This window comes from Manganibacter manganicus (assembly GCF_002075885.1).
Taxonomy (GTDB): Bacteria; Pseudomonadota; Alphaproteobacteria; order Rhizobiales; family Rhizobiaceae; genus Mesorhizobium; species Mesorhizobium manganicum.
In genome coordinates this window covers 185,122-208,923 of sequence record NZ_MDET01000001.1, presented here as the reverse complement: position 1 = coordinate 208,923, position 23,802 = coordinate 185,122, and the positions used below count along the sequence as shown (strand labels likewise).

The window sequence follows — 23,802 nt, the reverse complement described above, 5'->3', positions numbered from 1 at the left end:
GCTATAGGCGTTTCGGCAGATAGAGCCAAGTGACTACGCCGCAGACCGCCGTCAATATGCCGAGCGTGGCAAAGACCGACCCAAGCCCGAAAAACGACAGCACGACCGAATAGACCAACGGCGGCGTCAGTTCCGAAAAATCGAGATAGGTGCGATAGACCGCCGCCATCTGCGGCCGCTCATAGGTGCGCACCGCCCGCATGAATGTGGTCGAACCCACGGCATCGACGCCAATGGTGAAGAAGGCGCCGGCAAGCAGGAAGCCTGCCGTCACCAGCGGTGCCGCCGTGCCGATCGCGCCGGCGATGAACAACATCACCGACATGCCGGCGAACGCCAGCGTGATGACGCGGCGCGCTCCGAATTTCTTGCCGGCCCTGCCCCAGTAGATCGCCACGAACAGCAGCGCATTGCCGGCCGAGACCAGCAAGCCGCTGGCAAGCTCGCCCTGTCCGGTAATGACCATGAACAGTGGCCCGTAGACGAAGAAGGTCGTCCAGTAGCAGGAACGCCCGAAGGCAATCAGCCAGGCCAGCCGCAAGCGCGGCTGGGCGATAAAGCGGCCGATATTGGCGAAAGGGTTCACCGCCCGCGTCTTGCCGGCGGCTATCATCCGGTTATCGCTCAGCCGGTAGAACCAGAACAGCATCAGCAAAGCGAGCGCAAAGATTGCGACGGCGCCATGCGCGGCGTAGATGCCGAAACGGCTGTAAAGAAAGATGCCAAGCGTCGGCCCGGTGGTCCAGGCGATCATCGACCACGCCATGCGCAGCGACTCCGCCTGGATCAGATCGGTCTTGCGGATATGGTCCATGATATAGAGATTGAGCGTGATCGACAGCGCGCTCGCCCCCATGACGCGGCACAACATGCCGAGAAACTGCCCCGCCAGCGAATGCGTGACGAAGAACAGCGAGCCGACGGCAAGCAGGACCGCGCCGGCCGAATAGACCCAGCGCCGGGCGAAATGCTTGATCAGCATCGGCATGAACAACGTCACCGACAGGCCGAGCAGCGAAACGACGGTATAGAGAACCGAGACCTCCTGCTCATTGTGCAGGATCTCGTAAGCCTGGATCGGAATGACGCTGGTGACGGTGGCCCGCGCGAACGATTCGGTCGCATAGAGCGAAGCGAAGGTGCGCGCGCCCGCCGGCTTGACCGCCGGCAGCCAGATCGGGTGGCGAACGTGAGTGGCCATTGGCCCTCCGAGGCCGATTCGCGGACTGAATTTTCCGGGCGATAGTGCCCTTTGCAGCCATGCGTCCGGTAGCGGGAAACCGACGCGCCACGCCCAAAAAGCGAAGTTGGACAAAGACTTCCAGGCTGTGGCCCAAGGCAATGACACAACCATGCCCGGCTTTCCCTTTCTGTATTCCCGCCAAAGGCCGTGCTAGACGATAGGCACAGCATCATCGCAGCGATTCAGGACAGGCATGGCTTCCGATCAGGTCGAAACTTCCCGGCGGTCGCGCGGCCGGATCGCCGTCATCGACATCGCGCGCGGCCTCGCTCTGTTGGCGATGGCCAGCTATCACTTCACCTGGGACCTTGAATTTTTCGGCTATGCCCCTGCCGGACTTACCGAATTCGGCGGTTGGAAGCTCTATGCGCGCGGCATTGCCTCGAGTTTCCTGATCCTTGTCGGAGTCAGTCTTTATCTGGCGCATGCCAGAGGCATCCGCTGGAACGGCTTCTGGAAGCGGCTTGCCATGGTGGTTGCCGCCGCGCTGGCAATCACTATCGTTACCCGCATCGCGGTGCCCGACGGCTTCATCTTCTTCGGCATCCTGCACGAGATCGCGCTGGCCAGCCTGCTTGGGCTGGCCTTCCTGCGGCTTCCGGCATTGCTGACGCTGATCATCGCGGCCCTGGTGATTGCCGCGCCCCATTATCTGCGCTCGACCGCCTTCGATCATCCCGCGCTATGGTGGATCGGCCTTTCGACAATTCCGCCGCGCTCAAACGATTTTGTGCCGGTTCTTCCTTGGTTCGGCGCCGTTCTGGCCGGGCTGGGCATCACCAGGCTGGCCGATGCCGCCGGCATTCTCGATCGGTTGGCCAAGGTGCCGGCGCCGCGCGCGGCAAAACCGCTCACATTCATCGGAAAACACAGCCTCGCCTTCTACCTTATCCACCAGCCGGTGCTGATCGGCTGCGTCTGGCTGTTTTCCCAGATGGTGCCGGCCCCGGCCGAAAACCGGCAGGTAAACTTCCTCAGTTCGTGCCAGGCTTCGTGCGAGCAGAAACGCGACAGCGCGTTCTGCAACCGCTATTGCGGCTGCATGCTGGAGACGCTGCAAAGCGAAGGAAGCCTCGACAAGCTTTATGGCGGAGAGCCAAGTGCGCAATTCAAGACGCATATCGGCGAAATGGCCAGCGTATGCACGTTGAAGACGGACAGCGCCGAAATGGGTGTAGACATCGGAGGGAAGTCCAAATGACGGAAACAGGCGCAAAATCGGCTCATATTCCGTGGCCGCCGCTGATTTCCCTCGCGGGTGTCGTCATAAGCATCGTCCTTGGCCTGTTCTATCCGCTGCCGTGGATTGGCGGCGTGCTGGCCGACCTGCTCTTTGCCATCGGCGGCCTTATGATACTGGCCACGCTCGCGCTCTGGTTCACCGCCATCCGCCTGATGATCCGCGCCGGCACGACGCTCAACCCGACCGGAACGCCCGAGCATTTCCTGACCAATGGGCCGTTCGCGGTCAGCCGCAACCCGATCTATCTCGGCAATGTTGTCCTGCTGCTCGGCCTCGGCCTGATGACCGGAAATCCGTGGTTCTTACTGTTGGCTTTCATTGTTGGCTTTTTGACCGCCAAACTGGCCATTGCCGGCGAGGAACACATACTCGCCGCCAAATTCGGCAAGCGTTACCGCGACTATTCCAGGCGTGTCCGCCGCTGGATCTGACGAAAAGCACGCCGAACCACGTCCCGGCATTGTTGCAGACATTGTTGCGTCTCAGGTGTTGACGCCAAGCTCCGCCAACCGCTCGACGCAAGCCTCTTCCGCGTGGTCGAGTTCGGCCAGCGTCTCCTCGAGGTCGCGCCGTTTCTGGCGCAGATCCTCCCGCTTTTCCTCGATGCGCCGGATCATCAGCTTGAGCTGGCCGACCTCGCCCGGCGGCTCCTTGTACATCTGGACAATCTCGCGAATCTCGCTGATCGAGAAGCCGAGCCGCTTGCCGCGCAGGATCTGGCGCACGAGATGGCGGTCGGAAGGCCGAAACAGCCTTGTGCGCCCTCGCCGCACCGGATGGATCAGCCCCTCGTCTTCATAAAAGCGCAGGGTGCGTGTGGAAATACCGAACTCGCGCGTGAGTTCGGTGATCGAATAATATTCCCGCATGGTTCTCCAGGCGCCAGCGCCTCCGTTCCCGTCTCGCCCGGAGCGGGCCGGACATCGACGAGCCTCTGCCGGCGAATGGACGCCACTTCGCACGCACTTTACGTAAAAGTCAAACAGCAAGGCGTGGTTCAGACCGGCCCGAACCACCAGGTCGCCAGACCGAGAAAGGCGAAGAAGCCGACCACGTCGGTCACGGTCGTGACGAAGACCGCCGAGGCCACGGCCGGATCGACATGCAACCGGTCGAGCAAAAGCGGAATCAGGATTCCGGCCAATGCGGCGACGAACATGTTGATGATCATGGCGGCTGCGATGATGCCGCCAAGGTTGGGGTCCTGGAACCATGTCGCCGCGACGATGCCGATCAGCACGGCGAAGATCACGCCGTTGATGAAGCCGACCCCCATCTCGCGGCGGATGATGCGCCAGGCATTGTAGATGTCGAGATCGCGCGTCGCCAATGCCCGCACGGTGACGGTCATGGTCTGCGAACCGGCATTGCCGCCCATGCCGGCCACGATCGGCATCAGCACGGCGAGCGCCACGATATGCTCGATGGTGCGGTCGAACAGGCCGATCACCGACGCCGCCAGAAAAGCGGTGAACAGGTTGACCAGAAGCCACGGCACGCGCGAGCGCGAGGTCGAGAAAACCGAATCGGACAGTTCCTCATCGCCGACGCCGCCCATGCGCAACAGGTCTTCTTCCGCCTCCTGCTGGATGACATCGACAACGTCGTCGATGGTGAGAATGCCGACCAGCCGCTCGTTTTCATCCACCACGGCGGCGGACAAGAGATCATATTGCTCGAACTCGCGCGCCGCCTCCTCCTGGTCCATCGTGGCCGGGATGGCATGGCGGGTTTCGTGCATGACTTCCTCGACCTTCACCGCCCGCTTGGTGCGCAATATCTGGTCGAGATCGATCGCGCCCAGCAGTTTGAAGCCGGGGTCGATGACGAAGATCTGGGTGAAACGGTCGGGAAGATTGTTGTCTTCGCGCATATAGTCGATGGTCTGGCCGACGGTCCAGAATGGCGGCACGGCAACGAACTCGGTCTGCATGCGCCGCCCGGCGGTTTCTTCCGGGTAATCGAGCGAGCGCCGCAGCCTGATGCGTTCGGTGAACGGCAGTTGCGCCAGGATCTCGTCCTGGTCCTGCTGGTCGAGGTCTTCCAGAATATAGACGGCGTCGTCGGAATCGAGCGCCTGCATCGCCTGCGCGATCTGCGCATTGGGCAACCTGTCGACGATATCCTGGCGAATCGTGTCATCGACCTCGGTCAGCGCCGAGAAGTCGAAATCCGCGCCGAGCAGTTCGACCAGCGCCTGCCGCTGCTCGGGCTGCAGCGCCTCCAGAACGTCGCCCAGTTCCGACTGGTGCAGGTCGCCGACCTCATGCTTGAGGGTCAACGTGTCCCTGTCGGCGATGGCCGCCCCGATATGGGCGAGAAAAGGCGCAAGGACGACGCCGTCCTCATCATAGATTTCGGCTTCGCCACGCTCTGAGACATATGGAGCGGGATTTTGCGCTTCCTGGCCGTCCATCATGATGCAAGCTGCCGGAGTTCATAAACAAAGCAGGAATTAGCCCGTAAGTCGCGGGCATTTCAAACGAAATACACGCGTGTCGCCAATTCACGTTCATTCTGGCCGGCTCTTTTTCCAGCCATGTGACAGACGGCAGACGCCGCCACCGTTTGCGCCCCAACGCAAGAGAGGAAAAAGGAACAGCGTCCCGCATTTCGAACAGAGCTGTTCAGCAACCGTTCAGCCGCTGTTTCGTTGACTGTCATTGGCGGGACGAAAGGACAGGAGTCTACAATGGATCGGAGAACATTCCTCACCGGAATTCTCGGCCTGACGGGAGCCGCGGCAGTCGCGACGATTGCAGGACCTGCGGATGCCCTTGCCGGTGTGCCGAACACGCGCGGTATTCTCGATGAACTGGAAGCGTTACCGGCCAACGCCGCCGACAATGGCGAGGAAGCAACGGTCGAACTGGTCGACCATCGTTGGGGCCACTGGCGTGACCGCAGGCATCGTCATCATCATCGCCGGCGGCACCGGCGGCGTGTATGGCGGCGCGTCTGCCGTCGCTACTGGCACCATGGCCGTTGGCACCGGCGCTGCCGCCGCGAACGCGTATGGGTCTGGCGCTACGGATGACCAACTCCGAAACCCCGGCCGAACCAAGCCGGGGTTTCTTCTTACAGCCGCAGGAAACCGCGAGCCGCAGGTGTCACGCAGAGGCCGTTTTGCAACAGCGAGACCCGAAGCTGTTCGGATGGGCGGCGGGTGAAGTGGCTCGTACAACAGCCTTAGTGAAAGCCAAGGCCCGACGACAGTCGCCCCCGACGCAGGGAAAAGAAAAGGCTCGTGTCCGTTAGGAACCGTCGTAATCCGTGCTGGCAATTTCAGTATCTGAACGGTATGAAGCTTCCCGTGAATAGGCGGGACGTTCTCACATTTTTGGCAGGCGCGGGAACCACGGCGATCATCGGCGGGGTTGGGGCGGAATTCATACACGATCCGGATTGGATCGAAGTGACGCCTGACGAAGATCAGTTCGAGATAAGGGATTCGGCGCGGGGCTTCATCTACCAAGACAAGCTGTGGCTATGCGGCGGCTACATGGTTGGGAATGTTCCGCGCCGCGATCTGCTTTCGTCCGACGACGGCATCAACTGGACAATGGTAAATCCATCGACGCCCTTCGCGGCCTATTCGCCCATCACGGCTCACGAAGGAAAGATGGTCGCGACCTACCCGACCGTGATGACCTCGGTTGACGGGGTAATGTGGCAAGAGCATGAGTGCACCGGCGATCTGCCGCCGCTCGGCTCGGAAAAGCCGATCCTCTCGTTCAACGGCAAGCTTGTATTGCTGACCGACAAGGGAAACTTCATTCTGGCCGGAAACACATGGAAACGCGTCTCAAGCCCATTTGAAAACCGGCTTGCGTTCAGATCTGTGGTGCATGGTGGCCGAATCATCGTTGTTGGCGGCGCCTTGAAGATTCCAAACAAGGTGCCAGAACGCGGATACGATAAGATGACCTCGCTCAACGAGGTGTGGGCCTCGGATGATCCCGAGAACCCTAAATCATGGGAGAGATTGGCCGCCAATGCGGAATGGCGTGACCGCATGTGGCCTGGTTTTGTTAGCCATGAAGGGTGGCTTTACATCATCGGTGGCTACGTCAATCAGATTGGCGAGAACGTGGGAAATATCTGGCGCTCCAAAGATGGCGGAATGTGGGAAAGAGTTCCGACCAAACACCGCCCGCCGGCCCGACATGCACCAACCGTATTTTCCCACAGCGGGAAAATCATCCTGCTTGCCGGCAACACCAATGCGGGGACGAGCGTACAAAATGATATTTGGATTATGTATATCTAAGTGTCTGAATCAAAATGAGCGCGGTGTTTTCAAGGCCTTACAAGCCTGCGGGTGAGCAGGCGGATATTTGCGATGAAGACCCATGCCTCGGCGGACGCGATGGTTCATTCAAAGTCCTTAGCCAGCCTTCGGCAGCGGCCAAGCGACGCGAATTTGCGCTCAACGACCCACCGTCGCGGCAGCACCTCGACGCCTTTTGCACTGTCCGAGCGCTTGATGATTTCCAGCGTCAAGGTCCCGACCTGTTGCGCCGCTCCCTCAACTTCGGCTCGGCATAGCCGCCATCGGCGAAGACATGACGCAGCCACGGCCAACGTTCAAGGATCGATTTCAGGACAGCCAGTGCGCCGTCCCGATCTTGAATATCGGCGGAATGGACGACCAGCCCCACCAGCAGGCCGAGGGTATCGGTGATGATATGGCGCTTGCGGCCCAGAACCTTCTTGCCGGTATCAAACCCACGAATTCCACCGCTTTCGGTGGTCTTGACTGACTGGCTGTCGATGACGCCGGCGGTGGAACTGACCTCTGGGCCTTCCCTTTCCCGCGCGGCCACCGCCAGTTCGTTGTTGATCGTGTGCGCCAGGTCCTTGTCACGCCAACGATAGAAGTATTTCTGCACGGTCGAGGACGGCGGAAAGCCCTTAGGCAAAAGCCGCCACGCGCCGCCCGAGGACGCCATGTACAAAAGCGCGTTCACCACTTTGCGCAGGTTCGTCTTGCGCGGACACCCAATGCGGTTCGGTGACGATATCAGCGGCTCGATCTGCGCCCATTCTTCATCGGTCAGGGCGCTTGCATAGCGACGGCAACGCCGCTCATAGTGCGGCCGAGTGGTTTCGGTTTAAGGCATCGTGATCTCCATCGAATCTCAGCAATCCGACGGAATCACAACCTACTGAAATCACTCAACCCTTTTTGGAACGGACACTAAGGCGCTTGATTAACGTATTTCCGCCAGCGGCTATCTACTTCATGAAATAATTGGACGTGGGTTACGCTATACAGCGCGCTCAGTAGTTCCAAGTGGACTTTGTGATATCGCGCCGCAACGTGCGGCGGGACTTGGACCAGATATTTTGGCTGTGTTATATAATATAGATCGTAAGACGAGAAATTACCGAGGTCATACAGGGGTAAAATTTTCTCGAGGGTCTTTATTCCATCTTTGAACAATCTATTGGCGGTTTTTGATCCTGTAATTGTAGACCAGTCGTATAATCCAATAAGGGTAAACATATATCCATTTAGAGTGTATGTATGAGGATCTGTTATATATTCTTCAAAAAATATGTAATTGGATAATGCCGGGTCGAGATCCGCAAGAGTCGTCATTGGACCATCTGGATGCTTTACCTGAAGGAACGAAAGGGCAGCGTTCCCGGCCTTAAGGTATCTATTGTCGCCTGTTTTCTTCCATCCCCTGGAAAGTACACTCAACGCCTGTCCTTGCGCCATTCCTGAAACCCATCCGGGTGCATAGTTGGCGGTCATCATATATGGCCTGAATTGGAAATAGTAGGGGAAAGCCCCGTCACTCCGCTGCAGATCAATCAATTTGTCTGCCGCCTTCTTGAGACCGGAGATGTCGCCTTGCGCGTCCTTTGCGAGGCCGAACTGCGCGATTGTGACTGGATTGTATTGAAATTCTTCTCCATATCGGACCATGGGAAGACCATCGGCATCGAGCTTGATCCTCCCTGCTGTCCTGAATGATTTTTTGGCATAACTGAGATATGGCCCGACGCTCGAATAGTCGAACGATCCGGCTACCATCTTGCTATCTTCGTAGATCTTAATTTCCTTGGCGATGGACTGCCGTGCAGCGTCGGATAACTCGGCTGAATAAGCGGCAGAACATGCGGCCAGAAATATAGATGCAACAAGAAGAGGGCGCATATGAGAGTCCTTAACAGCAGAGCGAAGCCTAGAAGGCAACGCCGGCCAAGGCAAGCATAGCCGCGCCGGCTGAATAAAAGGAAACGACATGAGAACCAGCCCAGTAGGGCGGGCCGCTATCGGTCGCCGTGAAGGTACGAAGTGACCGCCAATCCCGATCCGGCTACAGGCGGCGAACCATGGACGATTGGCACTAGTCATACGTCCGCGACCGGCGCGCCGAAGGCCACGGCAAAGCAGGCAACTTTGGCGAGACTGGAAACAAGTAAGACGTCGCTTCGGCGGGGTTTTCGGTTTTAGGCGGGCGGTGCTTTATCTGTCACGCGACGTCTTGCCAGAACCGGCGACGCAAGATTGACGAGATAGGCGAGCATCGCATAGTCGACATTGATCTGCGCGATCATGATCGAAAGAATGGCTGACGCGATCAGTACCAGATAGCCGGAAACATCGCTTAACGAGAATCGGCGGCCTGCATCACGCGCCGATACCAGCCCGGTGCCTATAGCCGTCAACGCCAGGAAGATCATGTTGCCGCTATACGTCCAGATCGCCGGCGCGAAGTCGTATCGTCCAATGACGAGCATTGAAAACGGCATAAGTGTTACAAAGAACAGGTGAGCCAGCACCATCCACACAAATGGGCGGCTGGCCGCCGGAAGGTCGTCTCCCTTGACGCGCCATATCCAGAAGCCCGCGAGCACCACGAACGTTATGACATAGGCGAGAAAGGTATCGCTGAGGTCGAAGAGCCCTTGAGCAAGTTCAGCGGCGTTGCGAGGTTTGAAATCGTCGGGAAGTTCGACATTCACCACGAGCAAAGTCATCGCGAACGCGAAGACACCATCCACGAAAGAATCCAACCTCGCTTTGGGAAAAAGTCTGTCGGTCACGTCCCTGCCACCTGTGCCGCCTAGATGCTATCCCGTCGACGTCCTCGACAAAAGGCCCCCTTGCAGCCTCCCAGGCGGAAGTCACCCGAGGTCCTCCTGAACATTACGAATGTTTAATCCCCGCATTCATCCGGTATTCATGCCCCAAACTCGATATTTCCCGTGCGTTCTCCCAAGGCGTGCCTGAAACAACGAAATGGAGTTTAAGTAATGAAACGTATCGCTGCTTCCGTTATTTTTATGGCCTCGATGGCGACGGTCGGATATGCCTTCGCTCAGGATAATAATCAGGCCGAGACCAACCAGGTTTCGGTTGATACGCCCAAAGACGGCAAGAACTTCAAGCACGGCCCGATCGACCTGGAGAAATTCTCGCGCATGGACGCACTGAAAGGCGCCGACACCGATGGTGACGGTACGCTGTCCCGCGAGGAGATCGAGGCGCATGTGTTGAAGCAGATTGTCCAGCGCCGGGCCGACCGCCTGGAACACCGGCTCGATGTAAACAGTGACGGCAAGGTGACGCTGGATGAAATCCAGAAGCAGAAGGCGAAGGAATTCGCTGCTCTGGACCGCAATGATGACGGCAAGATCGACCGCAAGGAACTGCGGGCCGCGCATCACGGCAAGCATGGCTGGCATGGAAAGCACCATGGCAAGCACGGCTGGCATGGCCCGAAGCACCATATGCCGAGCAAATAAGGGCATGGGCCAGACAGGGCGGGCAGTCTGCCCTGTCTGCGCCGATTATCCACGGCCGCCGCCAAGCCTGTCATAGCTCGCACGGATACAGGATAAATCGCTGGAAAGTCTTTGGTGCGGTCGAGAAGACTCGAACTTCCACGGGTTGCCCCACAGCGACCTCAACGCTGCGCGTCTACCAATTCCGCCACGACCGCACGCGGTAGAAGCCGGAAGCATCCGGCTCGCGGCGTGTAGCAAATCGCTCTCCACGAAACAAGGGTGCCGCGCGCAATATTCGCAGCCGAATATGCATTTGCCGCGGTTTCAGGAACGCTTCCCCGCCGGCTCCAATATGGCGCCGCCTTTAAGCCTGAACTGGACGTTTCAGCGCATTGCCGCCATATGGGGAAGATATCCGGAGTCTCCCATGCCCGACCGCAGCCAGATCGCCACGTCGTTCCTTCCAGCGCCCGGCTCAACCGCAGTCGAATGGCGAATCGAGCCGGGGCTCACCGCCTACCCTGACGCGCTGGCCTTCATGGAAGCGCGTGTCGAAGCCATCCGCACCGGCACGCAAGGCGAACTCATCTGGCTGGTGGAACACCCGCCGCTCTACACCGCCGGCACCAGCGCCCGCACGGAAGACCTCATCGAGCCGGATCGCTTTCCGGTCTTCGCCGCCGGGCGCGGCGGCGAATACACCTATCATGGTCCCGGCCAGCGGGTCGCCTATGTCATGCTCGACCTGAAACGAAGGCGCGAGGACGTGCGGGCCTTCGTCGCCGCCCTGGAGCAATGGATCATCGAAACGCTCGCCGCCTTCAATGTACGTGGCGAACGGCGCGAGGACCGTGTCGGCGTGTGGGTGGTGCGGCCCGACCGGCCCCAGATGTCCGACGGCACGCCTGCAGAAGACAAGATCGCCGCCATCGGCATCAGGCTGCGCAAATGGGTCAGCTTCCACGGCATTGCCATCAATGTCGAGCCGGAGCTCGGCCATTTCGGCGGCATCGTGCCCTGCGGCGTACAGGACCATGGCGTTACCAGCCTCGTCGATCTCGGCCTGCCCGTAACCATGGCGGATCTCGATGCGGCATTGAAAGCGGCCTTCGAAGAGGTGTTCGGTCCGGCCTCCGCCATAGCCTCCACGACGCTTCAGAAAGCCGGCTGAATCACATCGCGCCGATCCAGATCGCCATGGAAACGAGGAAGGTGCTCATGCAGACCAGCGAGACAACGTCCTGAACGAAATCGGCCATAACTCTCTCCTGTTTTTAGTATGTTCGTAATTTGTTCTATTTTTGTTCAAATGTCAACGGCAGGAAACGCCACGCCGGCGTAACGCGCCGGCACGGTTAAGAATCAGTTATGGAGACGAGCAGAGAGAGCCGCGTCAAACGGCTGCGACTATGGGAAAGTCCGGCGGCAGGCGCATAAGGCGCGCTTAAAGCGGAACGACCTTGCCGTCGGCCAGGGTGACGCGCCGGTCCATGCGCGCGGCAAGCTCGTGATTGTGGGTCGCGATCAGCGCCGCGAGGCCGGATTGCCGGACCAGCGCCTCCAGCGCCTCGAAGACATAGGACGCCGTGACGGGGTCGAGATTGCCGGTCGGCTCGTCGGCCAGCAGGACCAGCGGCGCATTGGCTACCGCGCGGGCAATCGCCACGCGCTGCTGTTCGCCGCCGGAAAGCTCGGCCGGCCGGTGATGCCCGCGCTTGCCGATCTGCATATAGTCGAGCAGTTGCGCCGCCCGCTTTGCCGCCTCCTCGCGCGGCAGGCCCCTGATGAGTTGCGGCATCATGAGGTTTTCAAGCGCCGAGAATTCCGGCAGCAGATGGTGGAACTGGTAGACGAAACCGACATCGTTGCGGCGGATCGAGGTGCGCTGGTCGTCCGACAGGCGGCCGCAGGCGCGCCCCGCCAGGATCACGTCGCCGGCGTCGGGCCGTTCCAGCAGCCCGGCCGTGTGCAGCAAGGTGGATTTCCCCGTGCCCGACGGCGCCACCAGGGCGACGATCTCACCGCGTCTCAGCGAAAAATCGACGCCGCTCAGGATGGTGAGTTTGTCCGAGCCCTGCACATAATGCCGCTCGACACCCTTCAACTCGATCACGGCATCCGAAGCGGCCATCATTCATACCTTAGAGCTTCGACCGGATCGAGCCGCGCGGCCCGCCATGCCGGGAAAAGAGTGGCCAGAAAGGAAAGCACCAGCGCCATCGCCACCACCGAGATCGTCTCGCCGGCATCCATCTTCGCCGGCAGCTGACTGAGGAAATAAAGCTCCGGATTGAACAGCACCGTCCCGAGAATCCAGGAGAAGAACTCCCTGATGCGCTCGATATTCATGCAGATAACGACGCCGAGCGCCACACCGGCAATCGTGCCCACCACGCCGATCGCCGCGCCCGTCATCAGAAAGATGCGCAAGATCGCCCCCCGTGTCGCGCCCATGGTGCGCAGGATGGCGATGTCGTGGCCCTTGTCCTTCACCAGCATGACAAGGCCCGAAATGATGTTGAGTGCCGCCACCAGCACGATCAGCGTCAGGATCATGAACATGACGTTGCGCTCGACCTCGAGCGCGGAAAAGAAGGTGTGGTTTCGCTGGCGCCAGTCGGTCATGTAGATCTGGCGTTGCGCCGCCGCTTCGATCTTCGGTTTCAGCACGTCGACATTATCGGGGTTGTCGACATAGACCTCGATGGCCTGTGCCTTGCCTGCCATGTTGAAATAGAGCTGGGCTTCCGAAAACGGCATATAGATGATGGAACTGTCATATTCCGACATGCCCACCTCGAAGATGGCGACAATCGGGTATGCCTTGACGCGCGGAGTCGTGCCAAACGGCGTGACGTCGCCGTCGGGCGAGATCAGCGTGATCGAATCGCCGATGCCGAGGCCGAGATTCTCCGCCATCCGGCTGCCGATGGCGACGCCGTCGCTTTTATCGAAATCGGCAAGCGACCCCTGCTTGATGTTCCTGGAGACGATCGACACCTTGGCCAGATCCTCGCCGCGAATGCCGCGCACCAGCGCGCCGGTTCCGGAACCGACATTGCCCTGGGCAAGCACCTGTCCGTCGATCAGCGGAATGGCGTATTTGACGCCGGGCACGTCGTTGATGCGCCCGGCCACGGCCGCATAGTCCTCAAGCGGCAGATCGACCGCGGTGATGACGACATGGCCATTGACGCCGAGAATGCGGGTCAGGAGCTCGGCCCGAAATCCGTTCATCACCGCCATCACGACGATGAGCGTGGCCACGCCCAGCATGATGCCGAGGAAGGAGATCGAGGCGATGACGGAGATCACCGTCTCCTTGCGGCGCGAGCGCAGGTAGCGCCAGGCCACCATGCGCTCGAAGCCGGAAAACGGCCCGGCGCCGGCGGCCTTGCCCTGCTTCGTCGGCGCGGCGGTTGCGGCGGTGCTGCTCACGCGGCATTCTCCAGCGAAGCCAGTAGATCCTCGACCTTTCGGACGTCGCGCTCGCCGGTCGCGCGCGACTTCACCTCGACGGTGCCATCGCCAACGCCGCGCGGCCCGACGATCACCTGCCATGGCAGGCCGATGAGGTCGGCGGTGGCGAATTTCGCGCCTGGGCGCTGGTCGGTGTCGTCATAGAGCACCTCGCGCCCGGCTTTCTCATAGGCGGCGTAGAGCTTCTCGCAGAGCGCGTCGCAACCGGCATCGCCCGGCTTCATGTTGATGAGCGCGACATCGAACGGCGCGACGGCTTGCGGCCAGATGATGCCGTTCTCGTCATGGCTGGCCTCGATGATCGCCGCGATCAGGCGGCTCGGGCCGATGCCGTAGGAGCCCATCGAAACGAAATGGTCCTTGCCGTCCGGCCCGGTCACCTTGGCGCCCATCGGCTTGGAATATTTTTCGCCGAAATGGAAGATGTGGCCCACCTCGATGCCGCGCGCCGAAACCTTGTCTTTATCGGCAACCGCGTTCCAGGTTTTCTCGTCATGCATCTCGTCGGTGGCGGCGTAGGGCGTCGTCCATTCCTTGACGATGCTTGAGATCTCCGCATCGTCGGTGAAGTCGGTATCGGCGCCCGGAACCAGCAGCGAAAGATAATCACGATGGCAGAACACCTGGCTTTCGCCGGTATCGGCCAGGATGATGAATTCGTGCGAAAGGTCGCCGCCGATCGGGCCGGTATCGGCGCGCATCGGAATGGCCTGCAGGCCCATGCGCGTGAAGGTGCGCAGATAAGCGACGAACATGCGGTTATACGCCGCCTTCGCGCCCTCGAAGTCGAGGTCGAAGGAATAGGCATCCTTCATCAGGAATTCGCGCGAGCGCATGACGCCGAAACGCGGGCGCACCTCGTCGCGGAACTTCCACTGGATGTGGTAGAGGTTGAGCGGCAGGTCCTTGTAGGAACGCACATAGGAACGGAAGATTTCCGTGACCATCTCCTCATTGGTCGGGCCAAAGAGCATGTCGCGCTCGTGCCGGTCCTTGATGCGCAGCATCTCCTTGCCGTAATCGTCGTAGCGTCCGCTCTCGCGCCACAGGTCGGCCGACTGGATGGTCGGCATCAGGATTTCCAGCGCGCCGGCGCGGTTCTGTTCCTCGCGCACAATGCGACAAACCTTGTCCAGCACTTTCTTGCCCAGCGGCAGCCAGGAAAAGCTGCCGGCGGCCTGCTGGCGGATCATGCCGGCGCGCAGCATCAGGCGGTGCGAGACGATCTCGGCCTCGCGGGGATTTTCTTTGAGGATGGGCAGGAAATAGCGCGACAAACGCATGAATTGATCCGTGAGAGAGGATGGCAACGCCTGAATCGGCGCAAAGGCTTTTCTGTCCCGGCTTCATAGCGATTTCATGGCCGGATGGAAACCCGCGCGGCCCGCTCATCACCATGCATTTCCCGGCCGAATACCGGTCAAACGGTAACGGTCATGTTATTGTGCAGTGCAGCACATGAATATCTGTTTCTACGCAAAATTTTCCGTGACTTTTTGTCTCGCCTTGGTCTAGTGTTCCCCGATAACTGAGAAAGTGGAGAACAATCTACTTTCCCCACGCGATCAAGTCTTGGGAGGATGCGATCCAGGCGCGGTAATTCGCTGCCGCCGGAAACGGATAACGGGTCGGGCGCGTTTAATTGCAAGGCTTCGTGCCTTGCATTTTTTTTGCGCGATCAGTCGGTTCAGAAAGGAAGTTCACACCGTGGTGTAAACGGCAATGCCGAAACGCGCGCCGTTGAATCCCTTGGCGCGCCTTCTGCGACAAGCGAGAGCATTTCCAGCACGAGTGTGGAGCGGTTCGCCGGTTCAGTAAAAACCGGAACCGCTCGAGTTGGCGCTATGCCTGCGGATTAAGAACTGTAATCCGGGACAATGCGTGGAAAGTCGCTCACCCCAAATTGCAGCACATCGACGACCAGATAGAGCACGCCGATAAAGACCAGGGTCAGCAATGTAGTCCACAACATCGCCCGCAGCATATGCGGACCGCGCGGCGCACTGGCAACGGTGCCTAGCGTCACGTTCTGGTCCTCCTCCTGGGTTTTCAACCCGAAGGGCATGACTAGAAACAGGATCAGCCACCAGAAGATGAAATAGGTGGCGACATAGGCAATCCAGTTCATGACTGCTCCAGTTCAACCAATGTGCCGGAAAAATCCTTGGGGTGGAGGAACAGCACCGGCTTGCCATGCGCTCCGATCTTCGTCCTGCCGTCTCCAAGCACCCGCGCGCCGGACGCCTTGAGTTGCGCGGCCACCGCCTCGATGTCATCGACTTCGTAGCAGACATGGTGCATGCCGCCCAGCGGGTTCCTGGCAAGGAAGGCGGCAATCGGCGAGTTCTCGCCCAAGGGCTCCAGCAATTCGACCTTGGTGTTGTCGAGTTCCACGAACACCACCGTCACGCCATGTTCCGGCAAAGCCTGCGGCGCGCCGACGCGCGCGCCCAGCACATCACGATAAGTGGCCGTGGCGGCGTCGAGATCCGGCACCGCTATGGCGATATGGTTCAGCCGCCTGAGCATAAGTCTCTCCCTGCGGTCGAAACGGCACTGGGCAATCGGCAGTCGGATCGAGCGGGGCGAACGCAGGCCCGTTGTCTTTTTCCTGCTGCCGGCTGTCCATTGCCGACTGCCGCTTCTACCGCGTCACGAACACCGTCACCAGCGGCTTCTTGCCCCAGGCCTCGTTGGCGGCGGCACGCACCGCGCGGCGCACGGCTTCCTGCACAAGGTCCAGGTCTTTTCGCCTTTGGCGCGGTATGGAGTCCACCGCGCCGATTGCCGCATCGGCCATCAGGTCTTCAATGAGTTCGCCCTGCGCATCCGCTTCAGCCACGCCGATGGCCACAAGATCCGGGTCTCCCGACAGTTCATAGCGATCATCGAGCACGACATTGACCGCAACATGGCCGGCAAAGGAAAGTTTGCGCCGGTCGCGAACGCCCATGGCCTCGTCGGTGCCGACCAGCCGGCCGTCCTTGTAAAGCCGGCCATAAGGCACCTTGTCGATGACTGTAGCAGCACCTGGAGAAAGCCGCAGCATGTCGCCGTCGCGCACATGCGCCACCTGGCCGATGCCGGACATCGCCATCAGCGAGCCTTGCGCCGCCAGATGCGCCGCCTCGCCATGCACCGGCACGCCGATTTGCGGGCGCACCCATTCATACATGCGCTTCAACTCCGAGCGCCTCGGATGGCCGGAGACATGCACCAGCGCGTTGCCATCCTCGATGATCTTCATGCCGAGGTCGATCAGGCGGTTCTTGACTTCAAGGATCGCCTTTTCGTTGCCGGGAATGGTGCGCGAGGAGAAGATCACCGTGTCGCCGGCCGTGAGCGCCACCGATTTCATCTCGTCGCGCGATAGCTTGGCAAGCGCCGCCAGCGGCTCGCCCTGGCTGCCGGTGCAGATTACGACAAGGTTCTCGCGCGGGACGAAACCGTAATCCTCCTCCGAAATGAAGTCGGGAAGCCCGTCCATATAGCCGAGTTCGCCCGCCACATCGACGACGCGCTTGAGCGAACGCCCGAGCAGCAGGCACTGGCGCCCGGCATCGCGCGCCGCCTTGGCAATCGAAACGACACGCCCGACATTGGACGAGAAAGTGGTGACGGCCACCCTGCCCCTGGCCTGCTGGATCACCCCCTTCAAGCCTTCGCCGACCGCCTCCTCCGAAGGCGAGTCGCCATCCCGCAATGCATTGGTGGAATCGCACATCAGCGCCAGCACGCCCTTGTCGCCATAGGCCCTGAAACGCGCTTCCGCAGTCATCGGTCCGATGGTCGGCGCGGGGTCGATCTTCCAGTCGCCGGTATGAACGACCGTGCCGGCCGGCGTGGTGATTGCCAACGACATAGGCTCGGGGATCGAATGCGTCACCGGGATCGCCTCGATTTCGAACGGCCCCATGGTGAATGTCTCGCCAGCCCGATAGACCGTGACCGGAATTTTCGGTGCGTTCTGTTCGCCCTGCCGCTTGGCTTCCAGCAAGCCGGCGGCAAACGGCGTCATCCACACCGGCGCTTTCAGCTTCGGCCAGATGTCCAGCAACGCTCCATAGTGGTCTTCATGCGCATGCGTAATGACGATACCGCGCAGCCTGTCGATATTGTCTTCTAGGAAACGGGTATCGGGCAGGATGAGATCGACGCCGGGATGCGCCGCATCGGGAAAGGTGACGCCGACATCGACGACCAGCCATTCGCGCGCATGCGCCGGTCCATAGCCGTAAAGGGCGAAATTCATGCCGATCTCGCCGACCCCGCCAAGCGGCACGAAGACGAGTTCGGCCTGATCGTTCTTTGCCATCGATATTCCTTTCTGGCGGTTAGCCGGCACCGGCGCTGGCGACCGCGCCGAAATGCACGTCGCCGGCCGCTATCGTCAGCAAATTGCCGCCGTGCTCGCGGATCACGAAACGGCAATCCTCGTCAATGGTCTCGAAGGTGCCGCGCACCACGCTCCCGTCAATCCTGACAGCAACCTCGCCGCCGAGCCCGGCTGCATGGTCGAGCCAGCGCCTGCGGATTGCGCCCAGCCCCCTGCCCTCGTTCCAAAGCCGGGCATTGGCGCTCCACGCATCCGACAGCGCCAGGAACAGGGTTTCGGCATCGCCAGCCGCGCCCAACGCCTGCAACGATGTGGCTGGATAGGGCAGATCGGGCGGATACGCCACCACATTCACGCCGATGCCGATGGCAACGGCAAAGCGCCCGTCGCCAAGTGCAGCCGATTCCAGCAGGATGCCGGCCAGCTTGGCGCCGGAAGCCAGCACATCGTTCGGCCATTTCAGTTCGAAACGGTTTGTCCCCTGGCTGGCGCCGTCCAGCCCGATGGCGATACGCCCCTTCGGCACGACCGCTTCGAGCGCATCGGCCAGCGCCAGACCGGCAACGAAGCCCAACGTCGCCGCCAGGCGCAACTCGCTGCCGACCAAAACAAGCAGGGTCGCGGCCAGATTGCCATGCGGCGTAGCCCAGGCGCGGCCTCGCCGGCCCCTGCCGCTTTCCTGCATCCTGGCTACGACCCACAGATTTCCGGCATCGCCGTCGCGGGCGTGGTCGAGAGCCAGCGCATTGGTGGAACCGACCGTATCGTGGGCCTCCAGCCGAAAACCTTCCGCTACAGCCGTGGGCGCGAGCCTGAAGGCCATCCGGTCAGAAGAACGATCTGGCCGCGGCTTCGGCATAGGTGCTGATCGGCCCGCCGATCAGCACATAGAACAGCACGAACGCCCCGGAGAGGCCGAACACGAAGCGCAACTCACCAGCCATCGGCAGGAAACCGCCAGCCGTCTCGTCGAACCACATGATCTTGATGATGCGCAGATAGTAAAAGGCGGCCACGACCGAGGTCAGGACGCCGATGACGGCCAGCGCGTAAAGGCCGGAATTGATGGCGGCGAGGAAGACGTACCACTTGGCCCAGAACCCGGCCAGCGGTGGAATACCGGCCAGCGAGAACAGCAGGATGGTCAGGATGGTCGCCATCCACGGATTGGTCGAGGCGCAGCCGGCAAGATCGTCGATCCGCTCCACTTGCCCTTCCTTGCGGCGCATGGCGATGATGAAGGCGAAGGTGCCGAGCGTCATCGCCACATAGATCAGCATGTAGATGACGACGCCGCGTATGCCGGCCTCGCTGTCGGCGGCTAGCCCGACAAGGCAGAAGCCCATATGGCCGATCGAGGAATAGGCCATCATGCGCTTGAAATTGCGCTGGCCGATCGCCGCGAACGAGCCCAGCACCATCGACGCGATGGAGATGAAGACGATGATCTGCTGCCATTCGGAAGCGGCCGGCGCAAAGGCGTCCATCGTCACGCGCAGGATCAGCGCCATGGTCGCCACCTTGGGCGACACCGCGAAGAACGCGGTGATCGGCGTCGGCGCGCCTTCATAGACGTCGGGTGTCCACATATGGAACGGCACCGCCGAAATCTTGAACGTCAGGCCGGCAAGAATGAAGATCAGGCCGAACAGGGCGCCGAGTTGCCGCTCGCCGGTGACGGCCGCCGCGACCTTGGCAAAGTCGATCGAGCCGGTATAGCCGTAGGTCAGAGAAATGCCATAGAGCATCATGCCGGTGCCGAGCGCGCCGAGGACGAAATATTTCAGCCCCGCCTCGCTCGACCGCGCGCTTTCGCGGTTGATGGCGGCGACCACATAGAGCGCCAGCGATTGCAGTTCGAAGCCGAGATAGAGCGCAAGCAGGCTGTTGGCCGAGATCATCACCATCATGCCGAGCGTCGAAAGCATGACGAGCACGGGATATTCGAAATTGTCGAAGCGCTCGACCTTGGCGAAACCAACATACATGATGAGCGTGAAGGCCGATCCGGCCAGCGTCAGCACCTTCATGAAGACGGAGAAATCGTCCTGCACATAGGCGCCGGCAAAGGCCGTGCCATGCGCCTGCGCCACCAGTATCCACACGGCCGCGAGCGCCAGAATGGCCACCGCAAGGCCAGTCACCGCCGTGCTGGAATTGCCGCGCGAATAGGCGCCGACCATCAACAGCACCATGGCGCCGACCGCAAGGATCAGTTCCGGTGTCGAGAGCGAAAGGCTGGAGAGAAGATCCATGGTCATGCTTTTCTCCGGTCAGTTCGCCGCCGCGGTCTGCGCGGACCCGATGGAAGCGGTAACGTTGGTGACGAGTGCGTTGACCGAGGCAGAGGTCACGTTGAAGATCGGTGTCGGATAGACGCCGAAGAAAATGATCAGCACGATCAGCGGATAGAGGATCGCCTTCTCGCGGCCGGACAGGTCGAGCATGCCCTTGAGGTTTTCCTTGGTCAGCGCGCCGAAGACGATCTTGCGATAGAGCCACAGCGCATAGGAAGCCGAAAGGATGACACCGGTCGTGGCGAACACGGCCACCCAGGTGTTGGCCCTGAAGGCGCCCAGCATCGTCAGGAACTCGCCGACGAACCCGGTCGTGCCCGGCAGGCCGACATTGGCCATGGTGAAGATCAGGAACGCGACCGCATATTTCGGCATGATGTTGACCAGGCCGCCATAGGCGGCGATCTCGCGTGTATGCAGGCGGTCATAGATGACACCGACACACAGGAACAACGCGCCCGACACCAGCCCGTGCGACAGCATCTGGAAGATCGCGCCCTGAATGCCTTCCGGATTCAGCGCGAAGATGCCCATGGTCACGAAGCCCATATGGGCGACGGAGGAATAGGCGATCAGCTTCTTCATGTCCTCCTGCATCAGCGCCACCAGCGAGGTGTAGATGATGGCGATCACCGACAGCGTGAAGACGAGCGGCGCGAAATAGGCCGAGGCATCCGGAAACATCGGCAATGAAAAACGCAGCAGACCGTATCCGCCCATCTTCAACAGGATGCCGGCCAGGATGACCGAGCCAGCCGTCGGCGCCTCGACATGAGCATCCGGCAGCCAGGTGTGCACCGGCCACATCGGCATCTTCACCGCAAAGGAAGCGAAGAAGGCCAGCCACAGCCAGGTCTGCATGTTCTGCGGGAAATGATGCGCCAGGAGCGTGGGAATGTCCGTGGTTCCGGACTGGTAGAGCATCGCCATGATGGCAAGCAGCATCAGCACCGAGCCGAGCAGCGTATAGAGGAAGAACTTGAACGAGGCGTAGACGCGCCTTTTGCCGCCCCACACGCCGATGATGATGAACATCGGGATCAGGCCGCCTTCGAAGAAGACGTAGAACAGCACGATGTCGAGCGCGCAGAACACGCCGATCATCAGCGTCTCCAGCAGCAGGAAGGCGATCATGTACGCCTTGACCCGCACCTGGATCGATTTCAGCGACGCCGCGATGCAGATCGGCATCAGGAAGGTGGTGAGGATGACGAACAGCATCGAGATGCCGTCGACGCCCATGTGATAGGAGATGCCGGAATCCAGCCACTCATGCTTTTCCACCATCTGGAAGCCGGCTTCGCCGTTATCGAAGCCGAACCAGATGAACAGCGAGACGACGAAAGTGACCAGCGTCGTCAACAGCGCGATGGAACGAATGTTGCGGCGGCCGTTCTCGCTGTCATCCTGAATGAACAGGATGAGCAGCACGCCGACCAGCGGCAGGAACGTGACCGTCGAGAGAATTGGCCAATCGGTCATTAGAGCATCATCCAGGTGACGAGAGCCGCAACGCCGATCAGCATGGCGAAGGCGTAGTGATAGAGATAGCCGGTCTGCAATTTGACGACGCGGTTGGTGACATCGACCACGCGGGCAGAGATGCCGTCAGGGCCGATCCCGTCGATGACCTTGCCGTCGCCGGTCTTCCACAGGAAGTGGCCGATATTCTTGGCCGGCTGCACGAACAGGAATTCGTAGATTTCGTCGAAATACCACTTGTTGAGCAGGAACGCGTAGAGCATGCGATGCCGCCCGGCGACCTGCTCGGGCATCTCCGGCGAAGTGATGTAGAACTTGTAGGCGACCAGGAAGCCGATGATCGTGACGACGATCGGCGCAAGGGAAACCCAAAGCGGCACGTCGTGCATCTCGTGCAGAATGTGGTTGTCCGGCAGGGTGAACAGGGCGGCCTTCCAGAAGGCTTCATAGCCCTCGCCGATGAAATAGGTCGAGAACAGGACGCCCGCGAACAGCGCGCCCGCCGCCAGCACATAAAGCGGCACCAGCATGACCGACGGTGATTCATGCACATGATGCATCACCTCCTCGCTGGCGCGCGGCTTGCCATGGAAGGTCATGAAGATCAGCCGCCAGGAGTAGAAGCTGGTGAAGGCCGCGCCGATGACCAGCATCACGAAGGCGAACGCCGCCACCGGATTGTGGCTGACGAAGGAGGCCTCGATGATGGCGTCCTTGGAGAAGAAGCCGGCGGTGCCGATGACTGTCAGCGGGATGCCGACACCGGTGAGCGCCAGCGAGCCGATCACCATCATCCAGTAGGTCGTCGGGATCAGCTTGCGCAAACCGCCCATATTGCGCATGTCCTGCTCGTCGGAAACGGCATGGATGACCGAGCCGGAACCGAGGAAGAGCAGCGCCTTGAAGAAGGCGTGGGTGAACAGATGGAAGATCGCCACGCCATAGGCACCGACGCCCAGCGCCACGAACATGTAGCCGAGCTGCGAGCAGGTCGAATAGGCGATGACGCGCTTGATGTCGTTTTGCACCAGGCCGACCGAGGCGGCGAAGAAAGCGGTGAAGGCACCGATGAAGGTGACGATCGTCAGCGCCGTATGCGACAGTTCGAACAGCGGCGAAAGCCGTGCCAGCATGAACACGCCGGCCGTGACCATGGTCGCGGCATGGATCAGCGCCGACACCGGCGTCGGGCCTTCCATCGCATCCGGCAGCCAGGTATGCAGCGGCATCTGCGCCGACTTGCCCATCGCACCCATGAACAGCAACAGGCACACGATGGTGATGGCCGCCTGCTTGTCCAGCGCGTAGCCAAGGAAGTTCAGCACCGTGTCGCCTGCCGGGGCGCCTTCAGCCGGAAGATAGGTCGCGGCATTGGCGAAGATGGTGCCGAGATCGAGCGTGCCGAACAGAACGAACACGCCGAATATGCCGAGCAGGAAGCCGAAATCGCCGATGCGGTTGACGACGAAGGCCTTGATGGCGGCGGCATTGGCCGACGGTTTCTTGAACCAGAAACCGATCAGCAGATAGGACGCAAGGCCCACCCCTTCCCAGCCGAAGAACATCTGCAGCAGATTGTCGGCGGTCACCAGCATCAGCATGGCGAAGGTGAACAGCGACAGATAGGCGAAGAAGCGAGGCCGGCTGGGATCGTGGTGCATGTAGCCGATCGAGTAGATGTGAACCAGAGCCGAGACGGTATTGACCACGACCAGCATGACGACGGTCAGCGTGTCGATACGAAGCGCCCAGGACACATCGACGCCGCCGGCATGGAACCAGGTCATCATCGGAACGGTGAACACCTCGCCGGTGCCGAAGCCGACGGTGAAGAAGGCGACCCACGACAGCACGGCCGCGATCACCAGAAGACCCGAGGTGATGGCCTCGGATGCCTTGGCGCCCAGCGAATTGCCGAACAGCCCTGCGATCAGAAAGCCGATAAGGGGAAGGAATACGATTGCCTGATACATTC

General features: G+C 60.6%; 21 protein-coding genes, 1 tRNA gene and 1 pseudogene. 6 read left to right on the top strand and 17 right to left on the bottom strand.

Features of this window, described 5'->3' with window-relative positions:
- Window position 1: 1 nt before the first annotated feature.
- On the bottom strand, window positions 2–1,201 hold the full coding sequence (locus BFN67_RS00985) for an MFS transporter (RefSeq protein ID WP_080917710.1): 1,200 nt from the start codon (window positions 1,199–1,201) through the stop codon (window positions 2–4).
- A 235-nt stretch (window positions 1,202–1,436) separates the two neighbouring features.
- Between BFN67_RS00985 and BFN67_RS00980 the strand changes: the two genes are divergently transcribed.
- Together BFN67_RS00980 and BFN67_RS00975 are read left to right on the top strand one after the other, a co-directional pair.
- Entirely contained in the window at window positions 1,437–2,444 is a 1,008-nt protein-coding gene (locus BFN67_RS00980) for a heparan-alpha-glucosaminide N-acetyltransferase (protein ID WP_080917709.1), read from the top strand.
- Complete coding sequence (locus BFN67_RS00975; RefSeq protein WP_080917708.1) at window positions 2,441–2,917, top strand: methyltransferase family protein; 477 nt, start codon at window positions 2,441–2,443, stop codon at window positions 2,915–2,917. Before BFN67_RS00980 ends, BFN67_RS00975 begins: the two co-directional genes overlap by 4 nt.
- Window positions 2,918–2,968: 51 nt before the next feature.
- Here BFN67_RS00975 and BFN67_RS00970 read toward each other — a convergent pair whose 3' ends face one another.
- Window positions 2,969–3,355 carry a MerR family transcriptional regulator gene (locus BFN67_RS00970; protein ID WP_080917707.1) on the bottom strand — a complete coding sequence of 129 codons (387 nt, stop codon included), beginning with the start codon at window positions 3,353–3,355 and terminating at the stop codon, window positions 2,969–2,971.
- A gap of 128 nt (window positions 3,356–3,483) precedes the next feature.
- Entirely contained in the window at window positions 3,484–4,902 is a 1,419-nt protein-coding gene (gene mgtE, locus BFN67_RS00965; RefSeq protein ID WP_080917925.1) for a magnesium transporter, read from the bottom strand.
- 276 nt (window positions 4,903–5,178) lie between these two features.
- Here mgtE and BFN67_RS00960 point away from each other — a divergent pair, with 276 nt between their 5' ends.
- Both BFN67_RS00960 and BFN67_RS00955 read left to right on the top strand, forming a co-directional pair.
- Window positions 5,179–5,523: a hypothetical protein gene (locus BFN67_RS00960; RefSeq protein WP_080917706.1), complete on the top strand. Its 345-nt coding sequence runs from the start codon at window positions 5,179–5,181 to the stop codon at window positions 5,521–5,523.
- A gap of 264 nt (window positions 5,524–5,787) precedes the next feature.
- The gene (locus BFN67_RS00955; protein WP_080917705.1) at window positions 5,788–6,756 is read left to right on the top strand and encodes a DUF6242 domain-containing protein; all 969 of its coding nucleotides are present in this window, start codon (window positions 5,788–5,790) and stop codon (window positions 6,754–6,756) included.
- Window positions 6,757–6,785: 29 nt separating this feature from the next.
- On the opposite strand, the pseudogene BFN67_RS00950 reads toward BFN67_RS00955, so the two are convergent.
- The 3 genes and pseudogenes from BFN67_RS00950 to BFN67_RS00940 all read right to left on the bottom strand — a co-directional run bounded on the left by BFN67_RS00950 (window position 6,786) and on the right by BFN67_RS00940 (window position 9,548).
- Window positions 6,786–7,609 (bottom strand): annotated as a pseudogene (locus tag BFN67_RS00950) (IS5 family transposase).
- Between the two features lie 77 nt (window positions 7,610–7,686).
- The gene (locus BFN67_RS00945) at window positions 7,687–8,655 is read right to left on the bottom strand and encodes a D-glucuronyl C5-epimerase family protein (RefSeq protein ID WP_158083452.1); all 969 of its coding nucleotides are present in this window, start codon (window positions 8,653–8,655) and stop codon (window positions 7,687–7,689) included.
- Between the two features lie 296 nt (window positions 8,656–8,951).
- The gene (locus BFN67_RS00940; protein ID WP_280951301.1) at window positions 8,952–9,548 is read right to left on the bottom strand and encodes a TMEM175 family protein; all 597 of its coding nucleotides are present in this window, start codon (window positions 9,546–9,548) and stop codon (window positions 8,952–8,954) included.
- 210 nt (window positions 9,549–9,758) lie between these two features.
- On the opposite strand from BFN67_RS00940, the gene BFN67_RS00935 reads away from it, so the two are divergent.
- The gene (locus BFN67_RS00935) at window positions 9,759–10,250 is read left to right on the top strand and encodes an EF-hand domain-containing protein (protein ID WP_080917702.1); all 492 of its coding nucleotides are present in this window, start codon (window positions 9,759–9,761) and stop codon (window positions 10,248–10,250) included.
- A gap of 112 nt (window positions 10,251–10,362) precedes the next feature.
- Here the strand turns inward: BFN67_RS00935 and BFN67_RS00930 are convergent.
- Window positions 10,363–10,447, bottom strand: a tRNA-Leu gene (locus BFN67_RS00930).
- A 212-nt stretch (window positions 10,448–10,659) separates the two neighbouring features.
- Here BFN67_RS00930 and lipB point away from each other — a divergent pair.
- On the top strand, window positions 10,660–11,403 hold the full coding sequence (gene lipB / locus BFN67_RS00925) for a lipoyl(octanoyl) transferase LipB (RefSeq protein ID WP_080917924.1): 744 nt from the start codon (window positions 10,660–10,662) through the stop codon (window positions 11,401–11,403).
- Window positions 11,404–11,676: 273 nt separating this feature from the next.
- On the opposite strand, the gene BFN67_RS00920 is transcribed toward lipB, so the two are convergent.
- From BFN67_RS00920 to nuoL, 10 genes are all read right to left on the bottom strand, one after another.
- Complete coding sequence (locus BFN67_RS00920) at window positions 11,677–12,366, bottom strand: ABC transporter ATP-binding protein (protein WP_192856741.1); 690 nt, start codon at window positions 12,364–12,366, stop codon at window positions 11,677–11,679.
- Entirely contained in the window at window positions 12,363–13,589 is a 1,227-nt protein-coding gene (locus BFN67_RS00915; protein WP_080917922.1) for a lipoprotein-releasing ABC transporter permease subunit, read from the bottom strand. The genes BFN67_RS00920 and BFN67_RS00915 overlap by 4 nt, the downstream gene beginning before the upstream one ends.
- 77 nt (window positions 13,590–13,666) lie before the next feature.
- Entirely contained in the window at window positions 13,667–14,995 is a 1,329-nt protein-coding gene (proS, locus tag BFN67_RS00910) for a proline--tRNA ligase (protein WP_080917701.1), read from the bottom strand.
- Between the two features lie 572 nt (window positions 14,996–15,567).
- Entirely contained in the window at window positions 15,568–15,840 is a 273-nt protein-coding gene (locus BFN67_RS00905; RefSeq protein ID WP_080917700.1) for a DUF1467 family protein, read from the bottom strand.
- Complete coding sequence (gene mce / locus BFN67_RS00900) at window positions 15,837–16,241, bottom strand: methylmalonyl-CoA epimerase (protein WP_080917699.1); 405 nt, start codon at window positions 16,239–16,241, stop codon at window positions 15,837–15,839. Before mce ends, BFN67_RS00905 begins: the two co-directional genes overlap by 4 nt.
- Before the next feature lie 115 nt (window positions 16,242–16,356).
- Entirely contained in the window at window positions 16,357–18,027 is a 1,671-nt protein-coding gene (locus tag BFN67_RS00895; protein WP_080917698.1) for a ribonuclease J, read from the bottom strand.
- A gap of 19 nt (window positions 18,028–18,046) precedes the next feature.
- The gene (locus tag BFN67_RS00890) at window positions 18,047–18,871 is read right to left on the bottom strand and encodes a biotin--[acetyl-CoA-carboxylase] ligase (protein ID WP_080917697.1); all 825 of its coding nucleotides are present in this window, start codon (window positions 18,869–18,871) and stop codon (window positions 18,047–18,049) included.
- Between the two features lie 4 nt (window positions 18,872–18,875).
- Window positions 18,876–20,309, bottom strand: a complete 1,434-nt coding sequence (gene nuoN, locus BFN67_RS00885) for an NADH-quinone oxidoreductase subunit NuoN (RefSeq protein ID WP_080917696.1) — start codon at window positions 20,307–20,309, stop codon at window positions 18,876–18,878.
- A 12-nt stretch (window positions 20,310–20,321) separates the two neighbouring features.
- Window positions 20,322–21,827 carry an NADH-quinone oxidoreductase subunit M gene (locus tag BFN67_RS00880; protein ID WP_080917695.1) on the bottom strand — a complete coding sequence of 502 codons (1,506 nt, stop codon included), beginning with the start codon at window positions 21,825–21,827 and terminating at the stop codon, window positions 20,322–20,324.
- Window positions 21,827–23,800 carry an NADH-quinone oxidoreductase subunit L gene (gene nuoL, locus BFN67_RS00875; RefSeq protein ID WP_080917694.1) on the bottom strand — a complete coding sequence of 658 codons (1,974 nt, stop codon included), beginning with the start codon at window positions 23,798–23,800 and terminating at the stop codon, window positions 21,827–21,829. The genes BFN67_RS00880 and nuoL overlap by 1 nt, the downstream gene beginning before the upstream one ends.
- Window positions 23,801–23,802: the final 2 nt, after the last annotated feature.